22 protein-coding genes and 1 pseudogene are annotated in these 24023 nt (G+C 69.0%); 18 read left to right on the top strand and 5 right to left on the bottom strand.

Annotated features, from left to right (window positions below; all coding sequences use genetic code 11):
* Positions 1-3 precede the first annotated feature (3 nt).
* The 3 genes from O3438_RS33355 to O3438_RS33365 all read left to right on the top strand — a co-directional run bounded on the left by O3438_RS33355 (position 4) and on the right by O3438_RS33365 (position 4031).
* Positions 4-495 carry a hypothetical protein gene (locus O3438_RS33355; RefSeq protein ID WP_269683435.1) on the top strand — a complete coding sequence of 164 codons (492 nt, stop codon included), beginning with the start codon at positions 4-6 and terminating at the stop codon, positions 493-495.
* Positions 492-2147: an oxidoreductase gene (locus tag O3438_RS33360; protein ID WP_269683436.1), complete on the top strand. Its 1656-nt coding sequence runs from the start codon at positions 492-494 to the stop codon at positions 2145-2147. Before O3438_RS33355 ends, O3438_RS33360 begins: the two co-directional genes overlap by 4 nt.
* A gap of 768 nt (positions 2148-2915) precedes the next feature.
* Positions 2916-4031 (top strand): tyrosine-type recombinase/integrase, encoded by a 1116-nt coding sequence (locus O3438_RS33365; RefSeq protein ID WP_269683437.1) that lies wholly within the window; start codon positions 2916-2918, stop codon positions 4029-4031.
* 286 nt (positions 4032-4317) lie between these two features.
* Here the strand turns inward: O3438_RS33365 and O3438_RS33370 are convergent, their stop codons facing one another.
* Positions 4318-4878 (bottom strand): hypothetical protein, encoded by a 561-nt coding sequence (locus O3438_RS33370; RefSeq protein WP_269683438.1) that lies wholly within the window; start codon positions 4876-4878, stop codon positions 4318-4320.
* A gap of 479 nt (positions 4879-5357) precedes the next feature.
* Positions 5358-5771, bottom strand: a complete 414-nt coding sequence (locus tag O3438_RS33375; RefSeq protein WP_269683439.1) for an Imm1 family immunity protein — start codon at positions 5769-5771, stop codon at positions 5358-5360.
* Between the two features lie 375 nt (positions 5772-6146).
* Between O3438_RS33375 and O3438_RS33380 the strand changes: the two are divergent.
* Positions 6147-6482 (top strand): annotated as a pseudogene (locus O3438_RS33380) (L,D-transpeptidase); the annotation flags it as partial.
* A gap of 106 nt (positions 6483-6588) precedes the next feature.
* On the opposite strand, the gene O3438_RS33385 reads toward O3438_RS33380, so the two are convergent.
* Entirely contained in the window at positions 6589-7602 is a 1014-nt protein-coding gene (locus O3438_RS33385) for a coiled-coil domain-containing protein (protein ID WP_442929689.1), read from the bottom strand.
* Between the two features lie 900 nt (positions 7603-8502).
* Between O3438_RS33385 and O3438_RS33390 the strand changes: the two genes are divergently transcribed.
* The 3 genes from O3438_RS33390 to ccsB all read left to right on the top strand — a co-directional run bounded on the left by O3438_RS33390 (position 8503) and on the right by ccsB (position 10352).
* The gene (locus O3438_RS33390) at positions 8503-8892 is read left to right on the top strand and encodes a hypothetical protein (protein ID WP_269683441.1); all 390 of its coding nucleotides are present in this window, start codon (positions 8503-8505) and stop codon (positions 8890-8892) included.
* Between the two features lie 192 nt (positions 8893-9084).
* Positions 9085-9312, top strand: coding sequence for a heavy-metal-associated domain-containing protein (locus O3438_RS33395; protein WP_269683442.1), 228 nt, complete (start codon positions 9085-9087; stop codon positions 9310-9312).
* Between the two features lie 89 nt (positions 9313-9401).
* Positions 9402-10352 (top strand): c-type cytochrome biogenesis protein CcsB, encoded by a 951-nt coding sequence (gene ccsB / locus O3438_RS33400; RefSeq protein WP_269683443.1) that lies wholly within the window; start codon positions 9402-9404, stop codon positions 10350-10352.
* Between the two features lie 146 nt (positions 10353-10498).
* On the opposite strand, the gene O3438_RS33405 is transcribed toward ccsB, so the two are convergent.
* Positions 10499-10993: a hypothetical protein gene (locus O3438_RS33405; RefSeq protein ID WP_269683444.1), complete on the bottom strand. Its 495-nt coding sequence runs from the start codon at positions 10991-10993 to the stop codon at positions 10499-10501.
* A 71-nt stretch (positions 10994-11064) separates the two neighbouring features.
* Here O3438_RS33405 and O3438_RS33410 point away from each other — a divergent pair, with 71 nt between their 5' ends.
* The 10 genes from O3438_RS33410 (at position 11065) to lnt (ending at position 21680) form a co-directional block, all read left to right on the top strand.
* Positions 11065-11508: a hypothetical protein gene (locus O3438_RS33410; RefSeq protein ID WP_269683445.1), complete on the top strand. Its 444-nt coding sequence runs from the start codon at positions 11065-11067 to the stop codon at positions 11506-11508.
* A gap of 113 nt (positions 11509-11621) precedes the next feature.
* Positions 11622-12566, top strand: a complete 945-nt coding sequence (locus O3438_RS33415; RefSeq protein ID WP_269683446.1) for a zf-HC2 domain-containing protein — start codon at positions 11622-11624, stop codon at positions 12564-12566.
* Positions 12554-13093: a PH domain-containing protein gene (locus O3438_RS33420; RefSeq protein ID WP_269683447.1), complete on the top strand. Its 540-nt coding sequence runs from the start codon at positions 12554-12556 to the stop codon at positions 13091-13093. The genes O3438_RS33415 and O3438_RS33420 overlap by 13 nt, the downstream gene beginning before the upstream one ends.
* 159 nt (positions 13094-13252) lie before the next feature.
* Complete coding sequence (locus O3438_RS33425) at positions 13253-14167, top strand: cation diffusion facilitator family transporter (RefSeq protein ID WP_269683448.1); 915 nt, start codon at positions 13253-13255, stop codon at positions 14165-14167.
* A gap of 71 nt (positions 14168-14238) precedes the next feature.
* The gene (locus O3438_RS33430; protein WP_269683449.1) at positions 14239-14847 is read left to right on the top strand and encodes a copper resistance CopC family protein; all 609 of its coding nucleotides are present in this window, start codon (positions 14239-14241) and stop codon (positions 14845-14847) included.
* Positions 14844-16856, top strand: a complete 2013-nt coding sequence (locus tag O3438_RS33435; protein WP_269683450.1) for a cytochrome c oxidase assembly protein — start codon at positions 14844-14846, stop codon at positions 16854-16856. The genes O3438_RS33430 and O3438_RS33435 overlap by 4 nt, the downstream gene beginning before the upstream one ends.
* A gap of 150 nt (positions 16857-17006) precedes the next feature.
* The gene (locus tag O3438_RS33440; protein WP_269683451.1) at positions 17007-17723 is read left to right on the top strand and encodes a DUF1775 domain-containing protein; all 717 of its coding nucleotides are present in this window, start codon (positions 17007-17009) and stop codon (positions 17721-17723) included.
* Between the two features lie 1098 nt (positions 17724-18821).
* Positions 18822-19310 (top strand): DUF3105 domain-containing protein, encoded by a 489-nt coding sequence (locus O3438_RS33445; protein ID WP_269683452.1) that lies wholly within the window; start codon positions 18822-18824, stop codon positions 19308-19310.
* The gene (locus O3438_RS33450) at positions 19307-19981 is read left to right on the top strand and encodes a DUF305 domain-containing protein (RefSeq protein ID WP_269683453.1); all 675 of its coding nucleotides are present in this window, start codon (positions 19307-19309) and stop codon (positions 19979-19981) included. The genes O3438_RS33445 and O3438_RS33450 overlap by 4 nt, the downstream gene beginning before the upstream one ends.
* Complete coding sequence (gene lnt / locus O3438_RS33455) at positions 19965-21680, top strand: apolipoprotein N-acyltransferase (protein ID WP_269683454.1); 1716 nt, start codon at positions 19965-19967, stop codon at positions 21678-21680. Before O3438_RS33450 ends, lnt begins: the two co-directional genes overlap by 17 nt.
* 199 nt (positions 21681-21879) lie before the next feature.
* Here lnt and O3438_RS33460 read toward each other — a convergent pair whose 3' ends face one another.
* The gene (locus O3438_RS33460) at positions 21880-22683 is read right to left on the bottom strand and encodes a cytochrome c biogenesis CcdA family protein (protein WP_269683455.1); all 804 of its coding nucleotides are present in this window, start codon (positions 22681-22683) and stop codon (positions 21880-21882) included.
* Positions 22684-23339: 656 nt separating this feature from the next.
* Between O3438_RS33460 and O3438_RS33465 the strand changes: the two genes are divergently transcribed.
* Positions 23340-24017 (top strand): C39 family peptidase, encoded by a 678-nt coding sequence (locus O3438_RS33465; protein ID WP_269683456.1) that lies wholly within the window; start codon positions 23340-23342, stop codon positions 24015-24017.
* Positions 24018-24023: the final 6 nt, after the last annotated feature.

Below are 24023 nucleotides of genomic sequence, written 5' to 3' on the forward strand. Positions count from 1 at the left end.
GCAATGTCAGCATCCATCCAGCCGCCGCCCGAGATTGATCAGCAGCCGGCGACCAGCAAGACCCGGAGGGCCCTGTCCGCCGTCGTCGGCCTGGTGGTCATCGCCACCGGACTGGCCGTGGCGGCGGCACCGGCACAGGCAGCCTCCGGCTGCCGCAGTGCGCCCTACAGTGCCAGCTTCGGCTTGGCCGACAATTTCATGGTCTTCGACGGCGTCGAGGTCGCATCAGCACCGCGCACGGGTACCTACCGCAGCACGAGCCAGTGCCGCGACATCCAGGTCAAGAACACCGGAGACGGCGGCAGCTGGGGTGCACCCTTCCATGCGTGCGTCGTCTACTCAGGCCGGGCGACGTGCGCCAACGGCTGGACCTACGTACCGCCGCGGCAGTGGAGAAACTTGGCCACCAACGTCAAGGACGGCACCCGTTTCACCATCTGGATCAGCGTCAACCTCGGCACCTACAACGGTGCGTCCGCGGTCGGTGACTGGTGAACCAGCCGCTGACAATGCCGACCGATCAACCTCGACTGGGCGGCGAACGGGAGGCAGCGTCGGGACTCCGGTTCCGCGCTGCCCTCCGGGCACCCAACGAAATCCGGCAGGCGCCAATCGACGCGCGTGGCAAAATCGCCGTGATCACCGGCGCCAACGCCGGCATCGGCTACCAAGCCGCCCGTCAACTCGCCGCAGCAGGAGCAACCGTCGTCCTGGCCTGCCGGCACCCCGGCCGGATGGCAGACGCGGCCCGAGCCATCCGCAACGAGTTCCCCAACGCCATCATCGATGAGGTCAGCATCGACCTGGGAAGTCTTCGCTCCATCAGAGCCGCAGCCCGTGCGATCATCGACAGCCACCCACACGTCGACATCCTGATCAACAACGCGGGGGTGATCGGCGAGCCCGGATGGCGAACCCTCGACGGCTTCGAATCCTGCTTCGGCGTCAACCACCTGGGCCACTTCGCGTTGACCGGGCTCCTGCTGGACAAGCTGATCGCCGCGGCCGACGCAAGGATCGTCACCGTCAGCAGCACCGCCCACCGCGTCGCACGTCTGAACCCGCAAGAATGGGCCTGCCCAGAAAACCCCAACATGTACCACGCCTACGCGGCGAGCAAGCTCGCGAACCTTTTGTTCGCCTACCACCTGCACAGCCTGATTGCCGCAGCCGGAGTCCCGATGCGCAGCATCGCGTGCCAGCCGGGCTGGGCAGCAACACGGCTCCTGTCGTCCAGGCCGCGAAGCCCGAAACACCGAGCAAGCGTGGCGGCCCTACAGGCAGTCGGCGCCATCATCGCTCAGCCGGCAGAAGACGGCGCGCAGCCCTTACTGCGCGCTGCCACTGCCGACGTTCCGTCCGGCGTATACCTCGGGCCAAGCCGTTGGTGGCGGACGCGAGGTCCCGCCGCAATCGAGGAATCCAGCGCAAACTCGCACGATGCGCAGGCGGGCCGCCTGCTGTGGGACCTATCGGTTGAACTGTGTGGTGTGGACTACTCGCCTCTTGCGGGGTCCACGGCAGCCAGCCTCACTCTCGATCTTCCCGGAGATCGCGGGGCCTCCGATCAACAGAAGGCGCCTAATCAGCCGGACGCGAGACCAGAACCTTTTGTTCTCCCGGATGGTGAGGTCCTGACTGTACGGCCCTCCACCGCGGCAGACGTGGGGGCAGTGGAGCAGCTGCACCGAAATTGCTCAAACCGAAGCCGCCACCAGCGCTACATGGGAGGCTCATCGCCCACGCCGGAGAAACTGCGCCGCCTGCTCGATCCACCACAGGGCCTCACCCTCCTCGTGAGTGAGGACCGGTCAGAGCACGGCCAGCCGATCATCGCTGTGGCAAACCTGATCGCTCAAGGGGCTGATGCAGAGGTCGGTCTCCTTGTGCAAGATGACTGGCAGCGGCGCGGCATTGGGACGGGCTTGCTGCGGCGCCTGCTGGACTACGCAGAGAAGTCCGGCAAGAGGGCCGCTGTCATGCATATCCAATCACAGAACACGCCCATGCTACGAACCGTGGCGCGGCTTGGCCGTCGATCTGAAGTCAAACGAGAAGGTTCAATTGCTTCTCTAAGGATCCCGTTGACTGTGGCCTTCAACTCCCGCGAAGGCAATAAACCGGAAGGAAGAGCGGCATCAGAGTAGGGAGCGATGCTGCCGCTTGCCAGCTGGTCGCGCCGGCGTTCGCCGAGGCCGACCCGGCCAGCGGAAGGAGAAGAGAGCAAATCAGCAGACAATCACTACAGTCCTAGGACGCTCTAGCGCGTGTTCGGCGGTTCACCAGGAGAGGATGCTTCCCCAAAACTGGTTCTCAAAGCGAACTTAGCCAGAGCCGACGAATGGGCTGGCGGGGCGATGTGGCACTTCTCTTCGTGGGAGCCCCCTACGGTGCCACGGCCCGTGAAGAGCGAAGGGAGGCGGAGAAAGTGGGAGGAATGCCTCCGTCAAGTGAAGATTGGCCCAATTCGAAGGATGGCGAATTTGGCGACCAACGCGGCTCGGGTGACGCTGAGCCGTCCATTCGATCTCGTCATCAAGGCTTCCCCCTAGCCGACCTGATCGAAGAAATAGAGGAATCGCCCTTCTACTATTGCATCACCCCTATCAACGATCGGGGCCGTTTGGCCGACCGATCGGCGCTTCGCCTTATGCAGTGGAGCGCACTTCAACCAATCGAATACGAGGTGGAACCCGGGTCGCTTCGCGTGACAAGGTCAGGTTCAGGCAGGTGGACAGTCACCCGGCAAGGCCACCTGCATATTCCGTCAAGCGTCCGACTCGCCGTCGGAGTCAGGCCGATAGATCGCCTCCTGGTGGTAGCGGACTTGCGAGGCGTGGAGCTCCGGCTATTCACGATGAATAGGATCGACCGTGCGCTCGGGCTCCAGCAATCTCTGAGAAAGGTGACAGAGCATGGCTGAGGACGCAGGTGGACGCCTGGGAGGCGGCGCGGAGTTGGAGGCGGTGCGGTTTTTGATCGACCGGCTGGGGGTGAGTGCCGAAGAAGCCTTCAAAGGCGTTTCGTCGTCGAAAGAAATCCCAACTTTTGGCGAGCATATTTCAAGGGCTTCCGGCGCTGTCGCCGAAGGCACACGGCGGGTGTATGGGACTTATTGGCGTAAAATTGAGGAAGTTTGGGGTGATCGGCGCATAGACGAGCCTTCGCCCATGGAGATAAGGCACCTTGCCGAGTTCATCAAAAAAAACGTCGTCGTGCGGCGGAATTCACGTGGCGGACGAACCGCCGTGGAACATTTCATATCAGCGATGCGTTGCCTATACGGCTTCGCGGTGGCTGATGGCCTGATTTCGGAAGCGGCGAATCCCGCTGCGCGGGTCGCGAAGCCTCGTCGCCTTGCAAGCACTCGCCGAGCACTTTCTGACAATCAGTTGGCTGCGATAAACATGATGGTGGCAAATAGCGGAAATGATCCCCGGCTTGATTCGATTCTGCTCAGGCTTCACGAGGAGACGGCCTGTAGGCGAGGTGGTGCTCTCGCGCTTCAACGAGCAGACTTAGACCTCGACGGCTGTCTCGTGCAACTGCGAGAGAAGGGTGAGACGGTGCGGTGGCAGCCAATCTCGCCAACGCTGGCCCGTTCGCTTGTGCAACTCAACAAGGATCGAGGGTCTGGCGGCCAGCTGCTGAGGTATCGGAATGGGGCACCGATCACGCGCCGTCGTTACGACTACATCTGGCAGCGGCTAGGCAAATCGCTGCCCTGGATTGCTGCGCAACAAGTCAGCACTCACTGGCTTCGCCACACAACTCTGACCTGGGTAGAGCGCAACTTCGGCTATGGCATCGCTCGCGCCTACGCCGGGCACGACGGCAGATCTGCCGCCGGGACGACAACGACCTACGTTAAGGCGGACATCTATGAGGTAGCGAGAGCACTTAGCGCTCTTTGTGGTGAAAAGCACCCACTAGTCGCTGAGCTTGCGTCCGGCACCGTACGCCCACGCCTCTCACGAGATGCCGGCGATGCCCCGGCCGCGCCATCGTGGCTGGATGGGCCCCAGTTCTAAGTGATCCGCGACTGGCGATCCAGATCGTCTTCGAGGGCATACGGCGCTCTTCCCACCGGCGGTTGTCGTCAACAAGGAACGTCACTGCCGGATCCAGTTTTAAGCGGCCGTCGGCCCGGAGCCCAGCGTGAACGGCTAGCCGGACTCCTCCGTGTCGTCATCCGTCTACTCGACACAGCGCGGGAACCCGATGCTGGACGATGCCAGCCCGACGCCTCGTCCCGGTTGCTCGACAGCGGGATCGGTCGCTACGCTGTCTTAATCCATTGCTCTCGATTCCTGATTCCTACGAAAGGCCAATCGGAAACCCGAGCTTCCGCGCGACGTCGGCGAGCGACGAGGCAACCTCCTCGGTGTCATCGTCGTCGCCTCGAACCGTCATGCCCTTACCCTCGCGGATCTGCCGGTCTTCCAGCTCTCGGACTACTCCGTAAACCTGGGCATACACGAGCTCGTACCGGCCCAGATAGGGCTCCAGGTCCGTGTACCGCAGGCCGGTGAGGAAGAATCGGTGCACGATCGCGTTTCGGTGCTCGTACAGCTCCACAACCTCCGCCTTCAACTTGGCGTCGATCAGCCCTCGCCGCAAAGCCTCGTCGTAGATTGCCTTCTCGGTGAAACGGGCTCCCCCCGGCACCTGCTGCACGTACTTGTCGAGGTCGTCGCTCTGACCCGCAAGTTGCTTGTCGAGGATGATCGCCGTACGCAGGAACCCGTCGATCAGCGAGACATACAGGACGATGCCCTCAATGAGACTTCCGTTCTCGTGGGCTTGCTGTAGCAGGTGACGTGCCGCACCGAACGAGGCAATGAAGTCGGCCATGGGGTGCTTCGGGGAGCCGGTCATCCAATCAGGGTAAGGCCGGCGAGTACCGGAGCCGGCGGTGAGCGCTCGCTCGCCATCGGCTTCGACCCGAATGCCCCCGACTGTTCCCCCTCACCTGCGGGCGCGCGGCCACGGGTCGCATCTGGCGGGCGCCCGGTGGGCCCGGCCGCGGTACTCGGCGGACCGGCCGGCATCGGCGGCGCGCTGCTCCTCGCCGGCCCGGATGCCGGCCTCCAGAAAACCCTCCAGCGATTTGCCGGACCGGCTCGTGGTGGGTCGCGGTGCCGTGCACATGGGCGTCCGTCGTCGTATACACCTGGGCGTGGGCCGGCGACACCCTTGAGCGCCGCCAGCTCCAGTCCCCTACAACCGAGCAAGAAACGGTAGGCGCGCGCTGTGCTCGGGGGCGGCTTCAGGGCCACCGCACGCGGCGAGGCCCCTGCGGGCCGACGCCCTACCTCGGCTGCGGCACTTGCCTCGGGAGCCGTCCACGCTCGAAGCTATTCGTCAGTTTCCCAGGCCAGCGCATCGGGTCGTTGCCCGCCGCTGGTGAGGAACTGTCGTGCCGCTTGCCGCGCGGTCGCGTCGGTAACTCGGGTGCGTTCGGGCCACGCGTCGGTGGGCGTGCCGGCGTAGTCGAAGCTGAACCGGGCCCCGGGTTCGAGGTCTGGCTGGTATCCCCAACCGCTGCTGCCGTCGGCAGCGATGTGATAGACGATCGACCGTTCAGGGTGCCCGACGCAGATGTCGAGCATCACGGGAAACTCGCCTGCACCTGGGGCGATGAGGGTGACGCAGTAGGGCATCTGCTCGGCGTGGGCGTGGCTGATCGTGTCCAGTGTGGCGTCGAGGTCGGCGACGGTGCTGACCGACGTGGCGCCGTCGCCGCGTCCCCAGGTGATGTCGATGCTCACCGCCGGATCCCTTCTCCTGTTCCGACCTACAGCTTATGGAGCCATGTGCGGTCGCCGTCAGTGAGGAACACCGTCAGGCGTGTTCCTTACGGCAGGTCGTGGCGAGGATCTTTTCGCAGACCAGAGGTCTCATCGGATCGTCGCAGGGGGTGCTATTGAGCACGAGCGAGACGTCTGATGGGCTGCCGGCACGGCGCAGGCATGCGCCTCGGCGTGGTCCATCACGATGGCCTGAGCCAGCGGCGGTTTAAGTCCCACCCCGGCGACGGGAAGCCTGCCTACCCGGATCTGCCGGCTGGCGCAGCCGACCGTCTGGCTCAGCCGAGGATTAAGGATCGCGCATGATCGCCCCGTCGGCGAGGAGAAACGCCTCGGACCAACGGTGGCGAGTTCATTCACGGGGCACCCTGGTCCGAGGGGGATCCGGGTCAGACGAACGTCTCGCACGGCTGCACCAATGTCGCCGCCGCCGCCGCCGACTGGCTGATGAATGTCACTCAGGTCGGAGACCTGGTCACGTTCAAGGGCATCGAGGTGCGGTTGCAGCCGGGCAACGGCTGGACCGCCTGGAACGTCAGCTGGGACGAGTTCGTCAAGGGCAGCGCACTGCCCGTACCGGCCGGGCTCCGCCCAGCCTCGGCCCCCGTACCGCACCCGGGTGCCGTGGCCGGGGGATCGCCGGCTCCGGCCCCGTCCGTCACTGGCGACTGACCCGGTCCTGCCCGACAGGACACGGGAGCCGGACCGCCTGAGGCGAGCCGGCCCCCGTGTCCCAAGTCATTGAAGGACGCCACTTCAAGGCCGTGATAGGGCCGCGTCACAGCATGGACATGTGGACGTGGTCGGTGTGGTCGGACGGGCCGCTGTAGGACTTCCAGCCCGTGGCCGGGAACCAGATCTGCCGGTACCAAATGACGTAGTAAATGCCGAGGCGTTCCGCGTTGCGCACCAGGAAGGCGGTGAGATTGTTGCCGTACATCTTCTGGTCCCGTGTCTGGGCCGGGCTGAACCCACGGCTCTGCAGCGACCAGTCGCAGGCTCGGCCCTTGGGGTGCTCGTAGGGTCCGCCAGAGCGGTGACAGCCGACGAATCGGGTGAACCCGGCTCGCTTGACCTCTGTGTATGCGTGCAAAGTGCGACTGGTGACGCAGCCGGAGGTCGTGGGGTCGGGCTTGTTGCACGCCTCGGCGGGCCAGCTGCCGCCGTCGAAGCCGGGGGCGGGTTTGGCGACCGGGGAGGTCGCGGCGACGAGCCCGTCGGCCAGCCCAGGGCCGCGCAGGAGAGCGAGCTGCTTCTCGGTAGCCTGCTTCTGCTTGGCCATCGTCGCGGCTTGTCGTTGCTGCTGTCGCACCTCCGCATCGATGGAAGCCTTCGCCGCCGCGACCTTCTTGCGTGCGTCGGTCAGGGCCGTGATCTTTCTGGCGTTCACGCGGTTGATGTCCTCCAACATCGTCGCGCGAGCGACGAAGGAGTCCGGGGAGGCGGTGGTGAGTAGCGCCGCGACTGGCCCGAGCCGCCCCTGCCGGTATGACTGGACGGCGATGTGGCTGACCTGGGGTGTCAGCGTGTCGAGTCGGCCCTGAATCTGGGCGATTTCGAGGGCGAGCACCAACTGGCGTTTGCGCGATTTGTCCAGTGCGTTCTTCGCGCTGGCGAATCCCCGGGCGGTGGATTCGAGGACGTCACGCAGCAGAGGGGAACTCTGCTGGTGCCCAGACGGGCTGGGGGTTGATGGCGCCGCGCCTGCGGCAGACGCCACGGCCAGCGCAGCGATGACAGCGATGATGACGCTCAAGCGGGCAGACCGTTTGGCAGCGCCCCACCGTCTCATCCTGCGACGGGTAACGAGCGCGGCAATGTCCCGGTCGTGAAGAGGCGACGGACGCCGGTAGCCATCACTTTGGGTCTCAACTGGCCGGGGCGATGGTGCGCGGGTGTGGGTGGGTAGGGCAGGACGATCAACGAGCACGGCAGTCTCCAGGCAGAAGGGACCGGGCAGCCGTCGAACGGCCTGCCCGGGTCGGCACGGCCGATCGGCGCGCGCGGACAGAGTTCTGGGAAACCGGTGTTTACGTCCGGCAGATGGACAAAGCGGCGAGACGAGGCCGCAGATGCGTTGCCACCACGACCGTGGGTACGGCGCGGGCGACTCCTGAGGGTGCGGCCGGCACCGCGACGAGCGTCTCCTGTGGGCCGACGCTCATCGTGGCCGGCGCGGTCGTGGCCGGTTGGCAGGCCTGCAGGTCATGGCCATCGCCGCGCTGCGGGCAGCCGCCAGCAGGATGCGGGGGTGTGAAGGCCACGGCGGTAGCAGGAACCTCCGCGTGGTCCGGTTTGCCGTTTGGCCCCGTGCTGGGGTGGACCACCATCAGGGCGAGAACAGCAATGGCCAGTAGAAGTAGACAGCGCGGCTGCTGGGGCGCCGCCCGTCCCGAGTCCGCTGTCCGCACCCCTGCCATCACCGGGGATCCTATCCATCGCCTGGTATCCCTTGACAACCACGGCATACCTCGCCCCATGGCGAGGATCGCCGGGTCGGTCCTCATGGGGTGGAGATCCTCAAGCCGGCTGCGACGTGATTCGTTCGTGTTTCGGCGCCCTGGGATCAGGGCTTAGGGATCTTGACCATATGGCGCCCTGCTCCGCTGTTCTGGCCGGCAATGGGGTGACGTAGTCTGCGGTCATGAGGTGGGCCGGGCCAACTGAGGCGACGCGGGCGCGGTCCCGCATCGTGGCGGTGGTGGTCATGGTCGCGTTGTTAGTCGTGCTGCACGCCCTGCAGTGCGCCAGCGGGTCGGACGGACCTCGCTCCGTGGCGGCTTATCCGGCGGCCGCCGCGACGCAGGCGATCGCCCATGCTGACGACACGGCCGTGGCCCTCGTCGACGCTGCAGCTGTGCCTGCTTCTGTTTTGGTGCACGGGCACCACGGGCCGATGGACGGCACGGACATCGCCGTCAGCGCATGCCTGATCATGTTGGTCGCTGTCGGCGTAATCGTGTTGGGCGCCCTGTGGCGCCGGATCGATCGAGGTGCCACAGGCCGGAAGCAGACCGGGCGGCTTCGGGGACGGTTCGTGGGTGGCTTTGCCTTGACGCTGCTGTGCGTCCTGCGAACGTGATTCGCCCTTGAGGTTTCCAACCGGCGGCGCCGCGAGCTGACACACCCTCGTGCGGGTGGTGCGACTGACAGCGGCGGTTGGCGTCGTCGATGTCCCGTCGGTGCCGTTCTGCCGGTGCCCGCGGCCGGCGCGGCATGCGCGCTCTCGGCCGGCGGCGGCGGTACGGCTTCTCACGTCGTGCCAGAGGACCTCATGAACGAGACCGTTACCTACATGCTCAGTGTCCGCGGGCTGTGTTGTGACCGTGCGGAAAGCGCGGTGCGGCGAATTCTGGAAGCGCTGCCGGGTGTGCATCGGGCTCATGTGTCCGTTGTTGCCGGCCGGGCTGTTGTCGACGCCGACCCGGCTGCCGTCACGGCATCGGTGCTGGCGGCGGCTCTGGCGGCTGCCGGTTATCCCGCCCGCCTCGACGTTCTCTGACCCCTACCGCCGAGCACTGCCTGCGGCGCGCGAAAGCCGCGCCGCAGGCAGTGCGGCGGACATCTCCCCCGGATTCGTCTGGAAGGCTCATGGCTGCTCTGTCGAACCAATTGTTCGTTGTCTCCGTTGTGGCGTACCTGGCCGCGGTGATCGCGTTCGCCGCCGCGCATGCCCTGCGTGGGGCGGGCCAGTCGCGCCGGCCAACCCCCGTCCTTGTCGGCGCCTCCTCCACGCTGTCAGCTCCCAAGGCGCCAGCCCTGACGCGCTCGGCGAGCCATCGCCGGGCCGGGTTGGGTGCGGTGGTGGCCATGGTGGTGGCCGCGCTCGCGCAGACTGGCTGCCTGATCACCCGCGCGGTAGCTGCGGGGCGGGTGCCGTGGGGCAACATGTACGAGTTCATCGTTGCGCTCACCCTGGTCGGTACGACCGCCTGGCTGGTCCTGGCCTTCCGCCGTCGGGAGGTTCGGCCGCTGGGCCTGTACGTGGCGGTGGGCGCGGTGGTCCTGCTGGGCGTAGCGGGCATGCGCGTCTACACCCCGGCGGGCCCGCTGGTGCCGGCGCTGCAATCGGTGTGGCTGGCCGTGCATGTCAGCGCCGCCGCGATCGCCTCCGGGCTGTTTCTGCTCGGGTTTCTCGCCGCGGTGGCGCTGTTGCTGCGGGCACGCTACGACGCCCGGGGCGCTAGGCGACCGACGGATCTGCGCGACACCCTGGCCATGCGGCTGCCGGCCCTGGCGCCGCTGCGGCGGATGTCGTTCCGGTTGCACGCGATCGGGTTCCTGGTGTGGACCTTCGCGGTGATGGCCGGCGCGGTGTGGGCGGAAGCCTCGTGGGGCCGCTACTGGGGGTGGGACCCGAAAGAGACGTGGGCGTTTATCTCTTGGGTGGTGTACGCGGGCTATCTGCACGCCCAGGCCACGGCTAGCGTGCGGCCCACAACCGGAGCGTGGATCGCGGTGGCCGGCTGGGCGACGATGGTCTTCAACCTCTTCGCCGTGAACCTGGTCATCTCCGGACTGCACTCCTACGCGGGAGCGTGACGGATGCCGACCATGGAACGCGCTGCGCCGGGCGGCTGGTCAGCCGGGCAAGAGCCGCGACCCACCCTGCCGAACGTGCGAGGCGCAGCGCCCCTTCGGTGCTGGGGAAGGCCGGCCACGGTGGCGGCGCCGGGGGATGTGAGGCGCTACGGGGTCGGGGTGGGAGTCTTGTCGCTCGAGGCCGCCACGGCGAGCATCCGTGCGAACAGCTGCGCCGTACGGGGGCCGGCCGTGCCGGTCGCGCTGAAGCGGCGGGTCGTGCCGTCGGCGCGATCGACGGTCACGGTGACCCGACCGTCAATGGCGTCACTGCGGGCGAAGCTCACCTCGTCGGCGCGCAGGCTGTCCGTCGGGAGTCGCTCGGCGCGCCAGATGACAACTCCTGCGGCCGCGGCGCCCACAGCCCCGGCGACGACGAGAGCGACGGCGACGCCCAGCAGCCCGAGGCCCACGCGTTCATTGACGCCGTGGGTGACGCCGTTCCCGACCGCCGCAAGGCCCAGCCCGACCAACACCGACCCGGCAGAAAAGCGCAGCAGACGCCGCCACCGTGACGCGCTGGGGGTGATGAACACTGTCGTGGCGTCCAGGCGCAGGCTGACGGTCTCGCCTGAGTCCAGGGCAACGGGGAATACCTTCACCTGGCCACGGTATGTCATCACCGGTCGGGGCGAGTCGCCGGCCGGCCGGTTTGGGCGGCTATTGTGGCGACATGTCGGCTTGGCTCAGACCGCGGTGGCTGCTCGGGCACCTGGTCATCGGTGTGATCGCTGCGGTGTGCCTGCGTCTGGGCTGGTGGCAGTGGGAGCACGCGCTACGAGGCGACGGGCGCAGTCTCGGGTACGCGTTGCAGTGGCCATTGTTCGCCGCATTCGGGGTGTTCTTCTGGACCCGGGTGGTGCGAGAGCGCCTGAGCCGCGTCGCCCGCTCAGCGGGGCCGCCCACCACGGCGCCCACGGTGCACGTCGGGCAGTCCTGGTCGTTTCGCCGAAGCGACACCGACGCGGGCCCGGTACCGCTGCTGATACCCACCGTCGAGGTCGCCGTCCAGGACGGGGACGACCCGGACGCCGCCGCGTACATGCACAGGCTGCGGTGGCTCAACGCCGACCCGCGCCGGCGCCTGTCGGACTATCCCGGCTTCGACGGCCACTAACCCCGACACCGGCGACGGGCCGGTCGTGGCGGACAGGTCGCCGACGCGACGGCGGCGACCCTGCCGAGCACACCAGGATCGCCGACCCGCGCCGACGCCAAGACGCCGCCGGTGTGCCCGACACGAATCGGAGCGTCGTTCAGGTTGACGCAACCGGCAGCGCACACCAAATCGATGTGCAGGAGCCGCGGAACCAGCTCGGGCCGGGAGGCGACCACCCGTTCATGCGGTGTGATCAGTGGCGCGAGATCCTGTCGGCCCAGCTCGACGGCGAGGCAACACGCGCGCAGGAGGCCGCCGTGCGCAGGCACCTCGACGTGTGCCCAAACTGCCGGCGTTTTCACGGCCGCGCGGGCGAGATCACCCGGCTGGCCCGGACCCGACTGGTGCCGGCACCTCCGGAGTTAACCAATGGAGTCCTGGTGTCCGCGCCATCACGGCGTGGCGAGGACGGCCCGGCGCGAGGACGAGTGGTGGCGGTGCTGCGCGTCGCGCTGGGGACGCTCGGGGCGGTGCAGGTGGTGCTCGGGCTCGCGCAGATCGGGCGCGGCGCCGCCGACGGGCACCTGCCCGGCGGGCAGCATCTGTGGCACGAGTTTGCGGCCTGGAATATCGCTGTCGGTGCCGGGTTCGTCGTCGGAGCGGTGCGGCGGTCCGCGGCGGTGGACCTGGTGCCCCTGCTGACGGTCTTCGTCGCCATGCTCGGCCTGCTGTCGGTCAACGACCTGCTCACCTCGGCGGCGGCGGCGCCGCGCCTGGCAAGCCACGCGTTCCTGCTCGCCGGCTACGCCATCACCCTGCTCCTGGCTTGGGGCGGGTGGCACGGCGACGGGCCGTTGGCGTCCCGGCGGCAAGCGGGACTACGGCGGCAGCTTCGCCTGTACGACAGAGACGACCCCGCGCCGCCGCGGCTCGTGACACCGCCGCCGCAACCCTCGGTGCGGGCGGTGCGGCCAGGCGCTGGGTGGACCCGCAGGCCACGGGCGGCGCGAAGGCGTGGCGACACCCGCACCACCGCTGTGAACGCAAGGACTTCGGAGGACACATGCGAGACGTGACGCCGCGCGCACACCAGCGCCGGGTAGAGGCACAACCGGGAGAGGTGGTGGTGCTGCGTCCACGCCGGCTCAGGTGGATCAGCCTCGCCGCTGCCGCCGTGATCCTTGCGATCAACGGGTTCGCGGGAGTGACGCTTAGCGGCACGACCTCCAACGGCGGGGCCCTGTTCCCGGCCGACAGGTGGGCGGTGGCCGGCATCGGGGTGTTCTTCGCCGCGCTGGCCCTGGTGCCCTGGCGGTTGCAGGTAGAGGCGGACGCCGACCACGTGCGGGTGCGCAATCTGATCGGTGACCACACCGTCGCGTGGGCCCTGGTGGACCGGGTGCGCTTCGACCGTACGGCACTGTGGGCGTCGCTGGAGCTGACCAACGGCGAACCACTTCCGCTGTTCGCGGTGCAGTTCATCGACGGCGACGAGGCGGTGAAAGCGGTGCGCCGCCTGCGCCAACTCCACGCAGCCAGCCGCGTCCAGGCTGCCGGTGCCAACCCCGCCCCGTCTGCCGAACTGCCACCAGCGCTCAGCTGATCTAGCCAGGCGCCGCGGGGCCTGGCCGGAGCAGTGCCGGTTCGCGCGGACCACCGAGCAGTTCGGGGAAGCAGAGCGGCCAAAGCGGAGGCCGCTTGCATCTATTGCAATGTCCGCATATGTTGGCGCGCGGACGGGGACCAGGGGAGAGGGAAGGCAATGGGCGCTGGACACGACCACGGCCAGCAGGCGATGCGCGCGGGCGAGAAGCACAAGGGGCGGCTCTGGGCCGCGTTCGCCCTGCTGCTGGCTTTCATGCTGGTCGAGGCGGTCGCGGCGTGGCTGACCGGTTCCCTGGCGCTGCTGTCCGACGCCGGGCACATGTTCACCGACGTGCTGGGCATCGGCATGGCCCTGGCAGCGATCACCGCGGCGAGCCGGGCCTCCCGCGAGGGGCAACGCACCTTCGGGTTGTACCGGACCGAGGTGTTGGCCGCCCTGGCTAACGCGGTGCTGCTGTTCGGGGTCGCCATCTACGTGCTCATCGAGGCGGTCCGGCGCTTCGCCGAGCCGCCGCATGTCCTCGCCGGGCCGATGCTGGCGGTGGCCGTCGCCGGCCTGATTGCCAACATCGTGGCGTTCCTCCTGCTGCGTTCCGGGTCACAGGAGAGCCTCAACGTTCGAGGCGCCTACCTGGAAGTCCTCGGAGACCTGTTCACCTCAGTCGGGGTGATCGTCGCCGCTGGGGTGATCGCGCTCACCGATTGGTGGTATGCCGACCCGATCATCGCCGTGGCGGTGGGCCTGTTCATCCTTCCGCGGACCTACCAGCTGGGCCGCGCCGCCGTGCGCGTGCTCGTTCAGGCCGCGCCGCCGCACCTGGACGTCGCCGCCGTGCGGGACGCGCTGCGCGCGGTCGACGGGGTCGCCGACGTGCACGACCTGCACGTATGGACGTTGACCTCCGGGATGGATGTCGCCTCAGCGCATCTGATCCTCGAGCGCGGCGCTGGCCTTGCCGAGGTGCTGACCGCCTCCCGCCAGCTGCTGCGCGACCGATTCTCCATCGCGCACGCCACGCTGCAGGCCGAGCCGGCCGATGCCGACGGCGTCTGCGACGGCAGCGAATGGTGACATTTCATGAGGAACTATCCGGCAGGTGGCAACGACTACCTGACGTACTGTCGGCAATCCAGGGAGTCCCGTTGAACCGCCCAGAACCTTTCGGAGCTCTCGGCCGCTTCGCGGCGGCGCTGTGTGCCACGCTCGCAGTCCTGCTGGCGCCCGCCGCGCCGGCGTGGGCGCACAACGCGTTGCGGGAATCCAACCCGACGCGAGACGCCCAGGTCGCGTCGGCGCCCGAACGCGTAGACCTGACCTTCGCCGAACGCCTCGACCCGCAGTTCACCACGATCGTGGTCACCAACGTCGACAAGCAGCCGGTGTCCAGCGGTAAGCCAACGGTGTCCGGGGTTCGCGCCACCCAGGCACTGACTCCGGGCCTGGCCGCGGGGACGTACACGGTGGCGTACCGGGTGGTCTCCGTCGACGGGCATCCGGTACAAGGCTCGTACACGTTTACCGTCACTGCATCGTCTGTCACCACCCCGCCGGTCGCCGCCTCCTCCGGCTCGCAGGCCCCCACCCCGACTCCGGACTCCGCCCCGTCAGCGGCCGTACCGTCGCCCGCCGCTGGTGCTGTCAGCGACGATGACGGCGACGGCCTGGGTATTGGGGTCGTTGTGGTACTGCTGGCCGCGCTCGCGCTCGGGCTGGGCCTGCTGGTCAAGCGGCTGAGGGCAGGGCGGCGATGAACCGCGCAGCTGTCCTGCGCCGGCCGATCCTCCTACCGGTTGGGGGAGTGCTGGTCGCCGCCGGTGTCGGCGCGGCGCTGCTGCGCTGGGGTGGCGGCGCGGTCCCGCAGACCGCGCCCGGACTACCCGACCCCGGACCCGCCACGGCGTGGCTGCTGCCCACCGCCCGTCTCGGCATGCAGGTGGGCGCGGTCACCACGGTCGGGCTGCTACTCGCGGTCGCGCTGCTGTCCCCGCAGGAGAACGGCGGGGGCCTGTCCGCGCTGGGCTATCGACGGCTGCGCGCCGCGGCGATCAGCGCCGGCCTGTGGTCGATCGCCGCCGCGGTGGCGCTCTGCTACACCCTGGCTGACCTGTTTGGCCTGCCCGCCCCCCAGGTCCTGTCGGTCCGCGCCGTGCTCAACTTCGCGACCACCGTGCCGCTGGGTCAGGCGTTGGCGCTCAGCGGTTCGCTGTCCCTCGTCGTGATGATCATCGCGGCGAGGAGCCTACGGCCGGGTGGCGCGGTGGTGGCGCTACCGCTGGCCCTCGCGGCGGTCATTCCGCCGGTGTTCACTGGCCACGCCGCGTCGGCGAGCAACCACCAGCTGGCGGTGTCCGGGCTGCTGCTGCACGTCCTGTCGGTGACCGTGTGGGCTGGTGGACTGTTCGCCCTCGCCATCACCGCCCGCGGCGCCACCGCCGACCTCGCTGTCGCGGTCCGCCGGTTCTCCCCGCTAGCGCTGGCCTGCCTGGTCGCCGTCGGTGCCTCCGGGCTGCTGTCAGCCTCGGTGCGCCTCACCTCCCTGACCGACCTTGTCGACACCCGCTACGGGCAGCTCCTGTTGGTCAAGACCGCCGCGCTGGCCGCCATCGCGGTCGCGGGTCTCATGCACCGCCGCCACGCGATCCCCGCGCTGAATGCCGGGAGGCGGCTACCGTTCCTGCGGGTCGCTGGCGTGGAGACGCTGCTGTTCGCCGCCGCCGTCGGCACGGCCGTCGCCCTGTCACGCACCCCCGCCCCCACCGGCGGCGGCGAGGAGGACCCGACCACCAGCCTCCTGGGCTTCCCGATGCCACCGCCGCTGAGCATCGGCACGCTGGCCACAGCGTGGCTACCCGAGCCGCTGATCATCGCCGCCGTCGCGGTCGCGGCCGGCCTGTATGTGGCCGGGGTGTGGCGGCTGCGCCGCCGCGGCGACACCTGGCCGGTAGCCCGGACCGTGACCTGGCTGGCCGGCTGCGCGGTGATCGTCGTCGCCACCTCCAGCGGTCTGGCCCGCTACGGCCCGGTGCTGTTCTCGATCCACATGGCCCAGCACCTGCTGCTGATGATGGTCGCGCCGATCCTGCTCGTGCTCGCCGGACCGCTCACCCTCGCCCTACGCGCCCTGCCCCCGTCGACGGACCCGCGCTGGCCGGGCCCCCGAGAGTGGCTGAACGGCGCACTGCACTCTCGGATCTCCCGGGCGGTAACCCACCCGGTGGTGGCGCTGACCCTCTACGTCGTCAGCCTGTACGTGCTGTACTTCACCGGCCTGTACGAGCTGGCGGTCCGCTCGCACGCCGCGCACCTGGCCATGGTCGGACACTTCCTTCTCGTCGGGTACCTGTTCTTCTGGGTGGTCATCGGCATCGACCCGGCCCCACGCCGCGTCCCGCACCCACTGAAACTGGTGCTGGTGCTGATCAGCATGGTGCTGCACGCGTTCCTCGGCGTCGCGCTCATGCAGTCCACCACCCTGCTGGCCGCCGACTGGTGGACAGCATTGGCCCGGCCCTGGGGTCCCACCCCCTTGGCGGACCAGCGCACCGCCGGGGGAATAGCCTGGTCCTTCGGTGAGCTACCCACGATCATCGTCATGGGCGCGCTGGTGCGGCAGTGGATCCGTGCCGACGAACGCGAGGCCCGCCGCCGTGACCGAGCCGCCGACCGCGCGGAGGCTGAGGGGCGCGAGGACAGTGAACTGGCCGCATACAACCGCATGCTGGCCAACCTCGCCGAACGCGATCGCCAGGTCCGCGGATAACCCCATGCAACTCAGTCAGGAGGTGGCCTCGTCGCCGTGCAGCAGGCTCCGCTGCAGCGGGAACTGGCGGACACGCGCAAACGACTACCAGCAAACAGCACCCAGGCACCATCGAAGATCAACCCGAGCAACCGAAGGACGAGGACACTCATGAGGCGCCGGTACTACGCTCTCGCAGTCACGATGCTCGCCGGCGCCGCGTCCACCGTGGCTATCGGCACGCCGGCATCGGCGCACACCGGCGTCAAGGTCAGCCCGGCCCGAGCCCTCGCCAGCAACGCCGTCGTGACGGTCAACGCCGAGGCCGAGAACGACAACGCCGGCGTCAAGTCCGTGCAGGTATTCCTGCCCGACGGCATCACCGCCCCGGACGTCACCCTGCTCAAAGCCCCCAAGGGATGGAAACTGAGCAGCACGGCAGCCGACAGCTACACCGTCGGCGGACCAGCCGTGCCCGTCGGTACGGACGCCGAGCACCAGGTGCGGGTACGGCAACTGCCTAACGCCCCGCAGGTGTCGTTCAAGATTCTGCAGACCTACAGCGACGGCCGCGTCGACAGGTGGATCGAGGTCCCCAGCGCCGCGAATCCCGAACCCGCCAACCCCGCACCCACCGTCAAGCTCGCCGCCGCGGCGCCACCGGCCAGCGCGGCGCCCACCACGGCCCCTGCCACCCCGAGCGCAGCGCCCAGTAGCGCCGCCACCGACGCCCCTGCCACCGACGCCGCCGTCACCGCGTTCCCCTCGGCCAACGACGAGCCGGCCGCAGGCAATGGTGGGCTCTGGATAGGTGTGGGGGTTTTGCTGGCAGTTATCGCCGCCGTGGGCGCCGCGCTCTACCTCCGACAGCGCCGCCGCCAGCTGTGACAGGCGCACCCTCGCACCAGTCCCCAGGCAGCGTCGAGGTCGTCGACGGGTCCGTTCGGATCGGCATGGACCGGAACGCCCGCTGCGGCCTCGGATACGGCGGCTAGGATCTCCCACGATGACACGGTGGGAGTCACCAACGACGCGGCGAGCTGTCCGGCTCAGTCGGCGGCTCTGCCTGCTGGTGGTCGTCCTTGTCGGGCTTGTCCTCGCCCATCCCAGCGCCGACTCCGCCGATACCTCGGCACACGCGCCGTCTGTCACGGTCGGCGGGGCGACCGTCGCGCACGACGGCCGCGACTGTCCCGGGGAGCGTCGCGGTCACGCCGACCAGGCGTGCCCGGCCCTGTCATCTAGCACCGTGCCGGTGACGGTCACCGTCATGCCATCGATCGCGCCGGTAACCTTCCACCTCACCCCGGCCCCCGGCCCCCGGCTCGGTACCACCCCGACGGGCACTCACCTACGTCCCCGCCTGGCGCAGCTCGCCCTCTGGCGAACGTAGACCACCCGACACTGGCGACACGCCCGCGGTCAGACGGCTGAACCCGTCCCACCCGATGCCCGGCGACGGCAAGCCGCGCGCCGTGCACCGATCCGCACGTCTGGACCCCGCGCCGCTGCGTCATGGTCGTCGCACACCCGCAACCGGATCCAAGCCTGCGGGAATGGTGCAGGCACGTGCCCTGAGTCCCACAACCGAAGCAGCGTCGATGCGGGACGGGTCCCTCGTGCCGGACCACCTCGAAGCACCCAGCCACTTCCCGACAGCCGCTGTAGCGCGGTCCGCCGAGTTTGGCTTCCTGCCCTTCAGGGTCCGGCCGTGATGCCGCCAACCCGAGGACGACCTCTCACACCTCGGCTACTGCCCCTTCCAACTGACTACGCCATTGGAGAGACACCGCGATGAAACGCTCGAAGTCTTCAGCCCGCACCCGCCGCGCCAAGGTTCTCCCGGTTCGCCCCGGCCGACCCTGGGGGGCGATCGCCGTCGTCGCGGCGGTGAGTGTCCTGGTCGTGTCCATCATCGGTTATGCCGCGGTCAGCACCTGGCTGGGCACTCGGCCGTGGTCGGACCGCCTGACTGCCCTGTCCGGCGTGACGGACTACGCATCCAAGAAGCCGGCATGGCTGACCAGCGAACACAAGAGCGGCCCGCTGACCTACGAGGTGACGCCCTCGGTCGGCGGCAGCCACAACACCGCCTGGCAGAACTGCACCGGCGACGTCTACGACGCGCCGATCGCGGCCGAGCACGCCACCCACAGCATGGAACACGGTGCGGTGTGGATCACCTACCGACCCGACCTCCCAGCGGAGCAGGTGCAGCGCCTGGCCGAGCGGGTCCGCGGTGTCGACTACATGATGCTCAGCCCTCACGACGGGCTCGACGCGCCGATCTCGCTGCAGGCGTGGGGTTACCGCCTCACCGTCACCTCCGCCGAGGACAAGCAGATTGACGAGTTCATCCAGTCCGCTCGACTCAACGCCGGACCCGAGCAGGGCGCGACCTGCTCCGGTGGGATCACCGCCACCGGCACGACCCCCCGCGAACTGCCGCAGCAGGGCCAGCAGGAGCAGCGGTGAACAGCCCTCGGACGCCCCCGCCACCGCAGCCCGATCCACCGCGACGCCGGTGGTGGCCGCTCGCCGGCGCGGCCCTTGTCGTGTTCGCCCTGGGACTGGCGGTGGGGCTGCTCGCCCCGACCGTACGAACACCAGGCGATGCGTCCGCCGACGCCGGTTTCGCCCGAGACATGGCGACCCACCATGCCCAGGCGGTCGAGATGGCGATGATCGTGCACGCCCGTACCGACGATCCCGAAGTCGCCACCCTCGCCATGGACATCGCCCTGACCCAGCAGGCGCAGATCGGCATCATGCGAACCTGGCTGACCCAATGGGGTCTGCCACCGACCGGCAGCCAACCGGCCATGACCTGGATGCGCGACATGGCCAGCATGGACCACGGGGACGGGCAGCCGGCCGCCGCAGCGAGCACGATGCCGGGCCTGGCCAGCAAGACCGAGATCAGCCAGCTCCGCGAGAGCACCGGCGCGAACCTGAACATCAGGTTTGCCGATCTGATGGTCCGCCACCACCGCGGCGGGATCACCATGGTCGACGCGATCCTGGCCGCCGACCCGCGTCCGGAGGTGCGCGACCTCGCCACCCGGATGCGCGCCGGCCAGCAGGCCGAAATCACCGCCTTGGAAACCCTGCGCAACCGGCTGCACGCCAATGCCCCCAGCGACTGACGTGCCCTCGAACCAGGTCGTCGCGTCAGCGGGAACCGCCCGACCCCGCGAATCCGCCGCGGAAGAGCGGGCGGCCACCACCACCTCGTCTCCTGACCGCACCAGCGCACGCCTCGGGCGCGTGCGCTGGTACCGCCTCGATGGGGCCCGCGCGAACGGCCCGCGTTTGTCCTGGCCGGTCGCGCTGACGGCAGCGGTCGTCGCGGGACTCGCCCTGTGGGTCGCTTTCCCGCCGTACGGCCACTGGTGGGCCGCACCCCTCGGCGTGGCGCTACTGGCCGTGTCGGTGCGCCAGCAACGGTTGGCGGCGGCTGCGGGGCTGGGTGCCGCGACCGGATTGACGTTCTTCGTGCCGTTGTTGAGTTTCACCGGATTGCAGATCGGCTGGTGGCCCTGGCTGCTGCTGGCCGGCCTGCAGGCGCTGTTCCTGGCCGCGCTGGGGTGCGCCGCCGCGTACAACAGCGTGCTCGTCGACCGGCAACCGTGGGCGTGGCCGCTGGTGACGGGCCTCCTGTGGACGGCGCAGGAGGCCCTTCGCTCGCGGATCCCTTTCGGGGGGTTCCCGTGGGGACGCCTGGCGTTCAGTCAGGCAGACGCGCCGACGCTGCGCTGGGCCGTGCTCGGCGGGGCGCCGCTTGTCACGTTCGTCGTGGCCACCGCGGGCGCGCTGGTGGCGATGGCCCTTTGGCGGCTGGCCGCATCTCCGCGTCGGTCTGTCGGACGCGCCGCGGTGCTCGTGGGCGCCGCGAGCGTCGTGCTGCTGCTCGGTGATGTGGTGCCCACGCCGGCCGCCGACGGGCGGTCGGTGGTTGTCGCGGTGGTGCAGGGCAATGTGCCGCGGATGGGCTTGGACTTCAACGCTCAACGTCGTGCCGTGCTGGACAACCACGTCAACGCCACTCTGGATCTTGCCGAGGATGTGGGGGCTGGCCGCAGCCCTCGGCCGAGCCTGGTGGTGTGGCCGGAGAACGCCTCCGACATCGACCCGTTGACCAACGCTGACGCGGCGACCCGCATCACCGAAGCGGCGCGGGCGATCGACGCCCCGATCCTGGTCGGGGCGGTCCTGCAAGGCCCGCGCCCCGGCACGGTCCGCAACGCCGGGTTGGTGTGGATTGCCGCCGACGGTCCGACCGACACCTACGTCAAGCGCCACCCGGTTCCGTTCGCCGAATACGTGCCGATGCGCAGCCTGGTACGTCGGGTCACCCCGCTGGTGGATCGGGTGCGGGCCGACTTCGTCGCGGGTAGCGACCCGGGGCCGCTGATCATCGGTGGTGTCCCGGTCGGTGACGTCATCTGTTTCGAGGTCGCCTACGACGCTCTCGTGCGCGACGGCGTGAGTCGAGGCGCGCAGCTGCTGGCCGTGCAGACGAACAACGCCACCTTCAACTATGCGCAGGCCAGTCAGCAACTGGCGATGGTCCGCCTGCGGGCGGTCGAACACGCCCGTCCGGCGCTGATGGCCTCCACCGTCGGCATCTCCGCGTTCGTCGAGCCCGACGGCACCGCGGTCGATGCCACGGCGATGAACACCTCGGCGGTGCTGGTCCGCGAGGTGCGCCTTGCCTCGGCCCGCACCCTGGCAACCAGACTCGGCCCCGCGCCGGAAGCAGTCACGGCCGGCGGGGCGCTGATCGTCCTGGCCGTCGCCGCCTATCGACGCCGAGCCGGCCGACGCGGATCAGGATCAACGTGATCACGATAGTCGCCTGTAGGTGGGCCGGTCGGCGTGCACCGACGGCGCGAATGCGACATCACCGGTCAGGCTGGGCCGACGACACCGGCCAACATGAGGTAGGACCGCCACCCGGACCGAACATCGCCCTCGCCGCTGGCCGGCCCGCCTGAAGGGTGACAGCGAGCATTGCACGGCAGCCCGCCGCGCCAGCGCCAGGTCAGATGCCGATCTGCCCTGGCCCGACCGTGCTCCGCAGCCAGATCATCAGGTCGCCCCACGCTCCGGTGAGCAGCGCGAGCCCGATCGCGACGAGCAGCGCTCCGCCGACGCGGGTGACCCACCGGTGGTGGCGGCGCACGAAGCGGGTAAGGGTCAGCGCGCGGCGTAGACCGAGCCCGACGAGCAGAAACGGCAGACCCAGACCGGTGCAGTAGGCCAACGCGAGAACGGTGGCCCGGGTCGTGCTGGACTCCACCGCCGCAAGGCCGAGCACCGCTCCAAGGGTGGGTGACACACACGGCGTCCAGGACAGGCCGAACGTCGCGCCGAGCACAGGTGCGCTTGCCAGCCCTGTTGAGGGCAGTCGGGTGGCGCGGACCTGCCGTTGCAGCAGCGGGAACGCCCCGAGGTACCCGGCGCCGAGTAGCACGGTGAGTGCCCCGGCGGCGATCTCGATGGTGCGGGCGTTGGTCACCAGGGCTCGGCCGGCGGCGTTGAACGCCACGGCGACGGTGACGAACACGACGGCGAACCCGGCGATGAACCCGAGCGTGCCGACCACGACCCGACCGCGGGCGCGCCTCCGCGTCGCTACGGCAACAGCGCCGGCCGCCGGGTGCGGGGCGGGTTGGGCGGCGGCGTCCAGATCGGCGCCGGCCAGGCCGGTGACGTAGGACAGGTAGCCCGGCACCAGGGGCAGGACACACGGGGACAGGAAACTCACCAAGCCCGCCGCCGCCGCGACGGCCATCGCGGCCAGGAGAGGCCCGGACGCGGCGATGGACGCGAACTGTTCGCCCATGTCACCTCGCTCCGGGAGCCGTATCCGGCGTGGCGGCCGGTTCGGCCAACTTCGGCATGCCGCCCTCCATCAGGTTCTGCTCAGTGCGGAACCGATCGGATTGTCTCATGCCGCTACTACCTATCGTAGTATCGGGTCCTCTGGCGGTGCCGCCGGGGCGCAACCAACCCGCCGCGCGGCCCGCTCCACCACCCGGCCTGGGCGGGCGGTGCGTCGTCGCTGCGGCGGCAGGCCCGCATCACCTTCCGACGTCGGCAGCGGCGCGACGGATGTGTTGGCTGGGTCGGCCGGCGGGTTCCGGCCTCGTTCCGCCTACGCCGACTTTGCGCCTACTCGCCAGGACCACTCGACGCGCCGCGCCAGTCACTGGCAGCGGCGATCCGGACATGGGATGAAACCGACAAATGAGCGGACTTGGCCGATTCATCCCAAGATCAGGAACCTGCCGTCCGTAATCGCGCTTGCCGGCCCGCCGATCGGTGTCCCGTTCATCCATTTTTCGGCGGACCGGGCGGGCGGCCCGGGGGGCGGAATGCCGGCCGACCGGCCACGGTTATGCCACCCAATACCCCGAGCACCCCCGCTCGGGGACCACAGGTGCCGCTGCCGGTTCCACCGGCAGGCTGCCCCCGACCCCCGGACAAGAGGTGATAACGATGACCACCATGACCCGTTGGCTGCCGGACCTCACCCAGGCTCCGGTCATCCGCAAGACTGCGCTGGCTGTCGCTGGTCTGGCCATGGCCGGTGGCGCGGTCGCCGGCCCAGCGACCGTGGCAAACGCCGCGCCGGCCTCGGCAGACAAGCCGGTCTCCGCGGCGCAGGCGCGCGACGGCGGCAAGGAGTTGAACTTCACCTACGGCTTCCAGGAGACCTACTTTTACTGCGCGCCGGCCGCCACGAAGATGGCCCTGTCCGCGCTGGACAAGGACTTGAGCCAGGACGAGCTTGCCAAGAAGTTGGGCACCACCGAGGCGGGCACCAACTCCGCGGTGGAGACCACCCGGGTACTCAAGGACGTCAGCGGTAAGGACTACCGCACCGTCGAGATCCCCGGCGAGAAGGCCGGTAACGCCGAGACCGAGCGGCTACGTGCCGACATCGTCCGCGCCGTGGACGACAAGCGACCCGTGGTGGCCAACATCATCGGGACCGGCGTCGACACTGACGGCCACGCACACTCCTACGAGGGTGGGCACTACGTCGCCGTGACCGGCTACCGCGACGGCGGGAACACCGTGAAGATCGGAGACTCGTGGTCGCAGGAGGGCCAGTACTGGATCAGCACCGACAAGCTGGCCGACTGGATCGCCTCGCGCGGCTACTCCGCCTGATGTAAC

Source organism: Micromonospora sp. WMMC250, assembly GCF_027460215.1.
Taxonomy (GTDB): Bacteria; Actinomycetota; Actinomycetes; order Mycobacteriales; family Micromonosporaceae; genus Micromonospora; species Micromonospora taraxaci.

Coding starts and splice junctions, on each gene's coding strand:
- O3438_RS33425 (WP_269683448.1), top strand. CDS start 13,253: ATGGGCGCTGGACACGACCACGGCCAGCAGGCGATGCGCGCGGGCGAG.
- O3438_RS33460 (WP_269683455.1), bottom strand. CDS start 22,683: ATGGGCGAACAGTTCGCGTCCATCGCCGCGTCCGGGCCTCTCCTGGCC.
- O3438_RS33370 (WP_269683438.1), bottom strand. CDS start 4,878: ATGACCGGCTCCCCGAAGCACCCCATGGCCGACTTCATTGCCTCGTTC.
- O3438_RS33395 (WP_269683442.1), top strand. CDS start 9,085: ATGAACGAGACCGTTACCTACATGCTCAGTGTCCGCGGGCTGTGTTGT.
- ccsB (WP_269683443.1), top strand. CDS start 9,402: ATGGCTGCTCTGTCGAACCAATTGTTCGTTGTCTCCGTTGTGGCGTAC.
- O3438_RS33435 (WP_269683450.1), top strand. CDS start 14,844: ATGAACCGCGCAGCTGTCCTGCGCCGGCCGATCCTCCTACCGGTTGGG.
- O3438_RS33365 (WP_269683437.1), top strand. CDS start 2,916: ATGGCTGAGGACGCAGGTGGACGCCTGGGAGGCGGCGCGGAGTTGGAG.
- O3438_RS33410 (WP_269683445.1), top strand. CDS start 11,065: ATGTCGGCTTGGCTCAGACCGCGGTGGCTGCTCGGGCACCTGGTCATC.
- O3438_RS33440 (WP_269683451.1), top strand. CDS start 17,007: ATGAGGCGCCGGTACTACGCTCTCGCAGTCACGATGCTCGCCGGCGCC.
- O3438_RS33355 (WP_269683435.1), top strand. CDS start 4: ATGTCAGCATCCATCCAGCCGCCGCCCGAGATTGATCAGCAGCCGGCG.
- O3438_RS33465 (WP_269683456.1), top strand. CDS start 23,340: ATGACCACCATGACCCGTTGGCTGCCGGACCTCACCCAGGCTCCGGTC.
- O3438_RS33385 (WP_442929689.1), bottom strand. CDS start 7,602: ATGAGACGGTGGGGCGCTGCCAAACGGTCTGCCCGCTTGAGCGTCATC.
- O3438_RS33420 (WP_269683447.1), top strand. CDS start 12,554: ATGCGAGACGTGACGCCGCGCGCACACCAGCGCCGGGTAGAGGCACAA.
- lnt (WP_269683454.1), top strand. CDS start 19,965: ATGCCCCCAGCGACTGACGTGCCCTCGAACCAGGTCGTCGCGTCAGCG.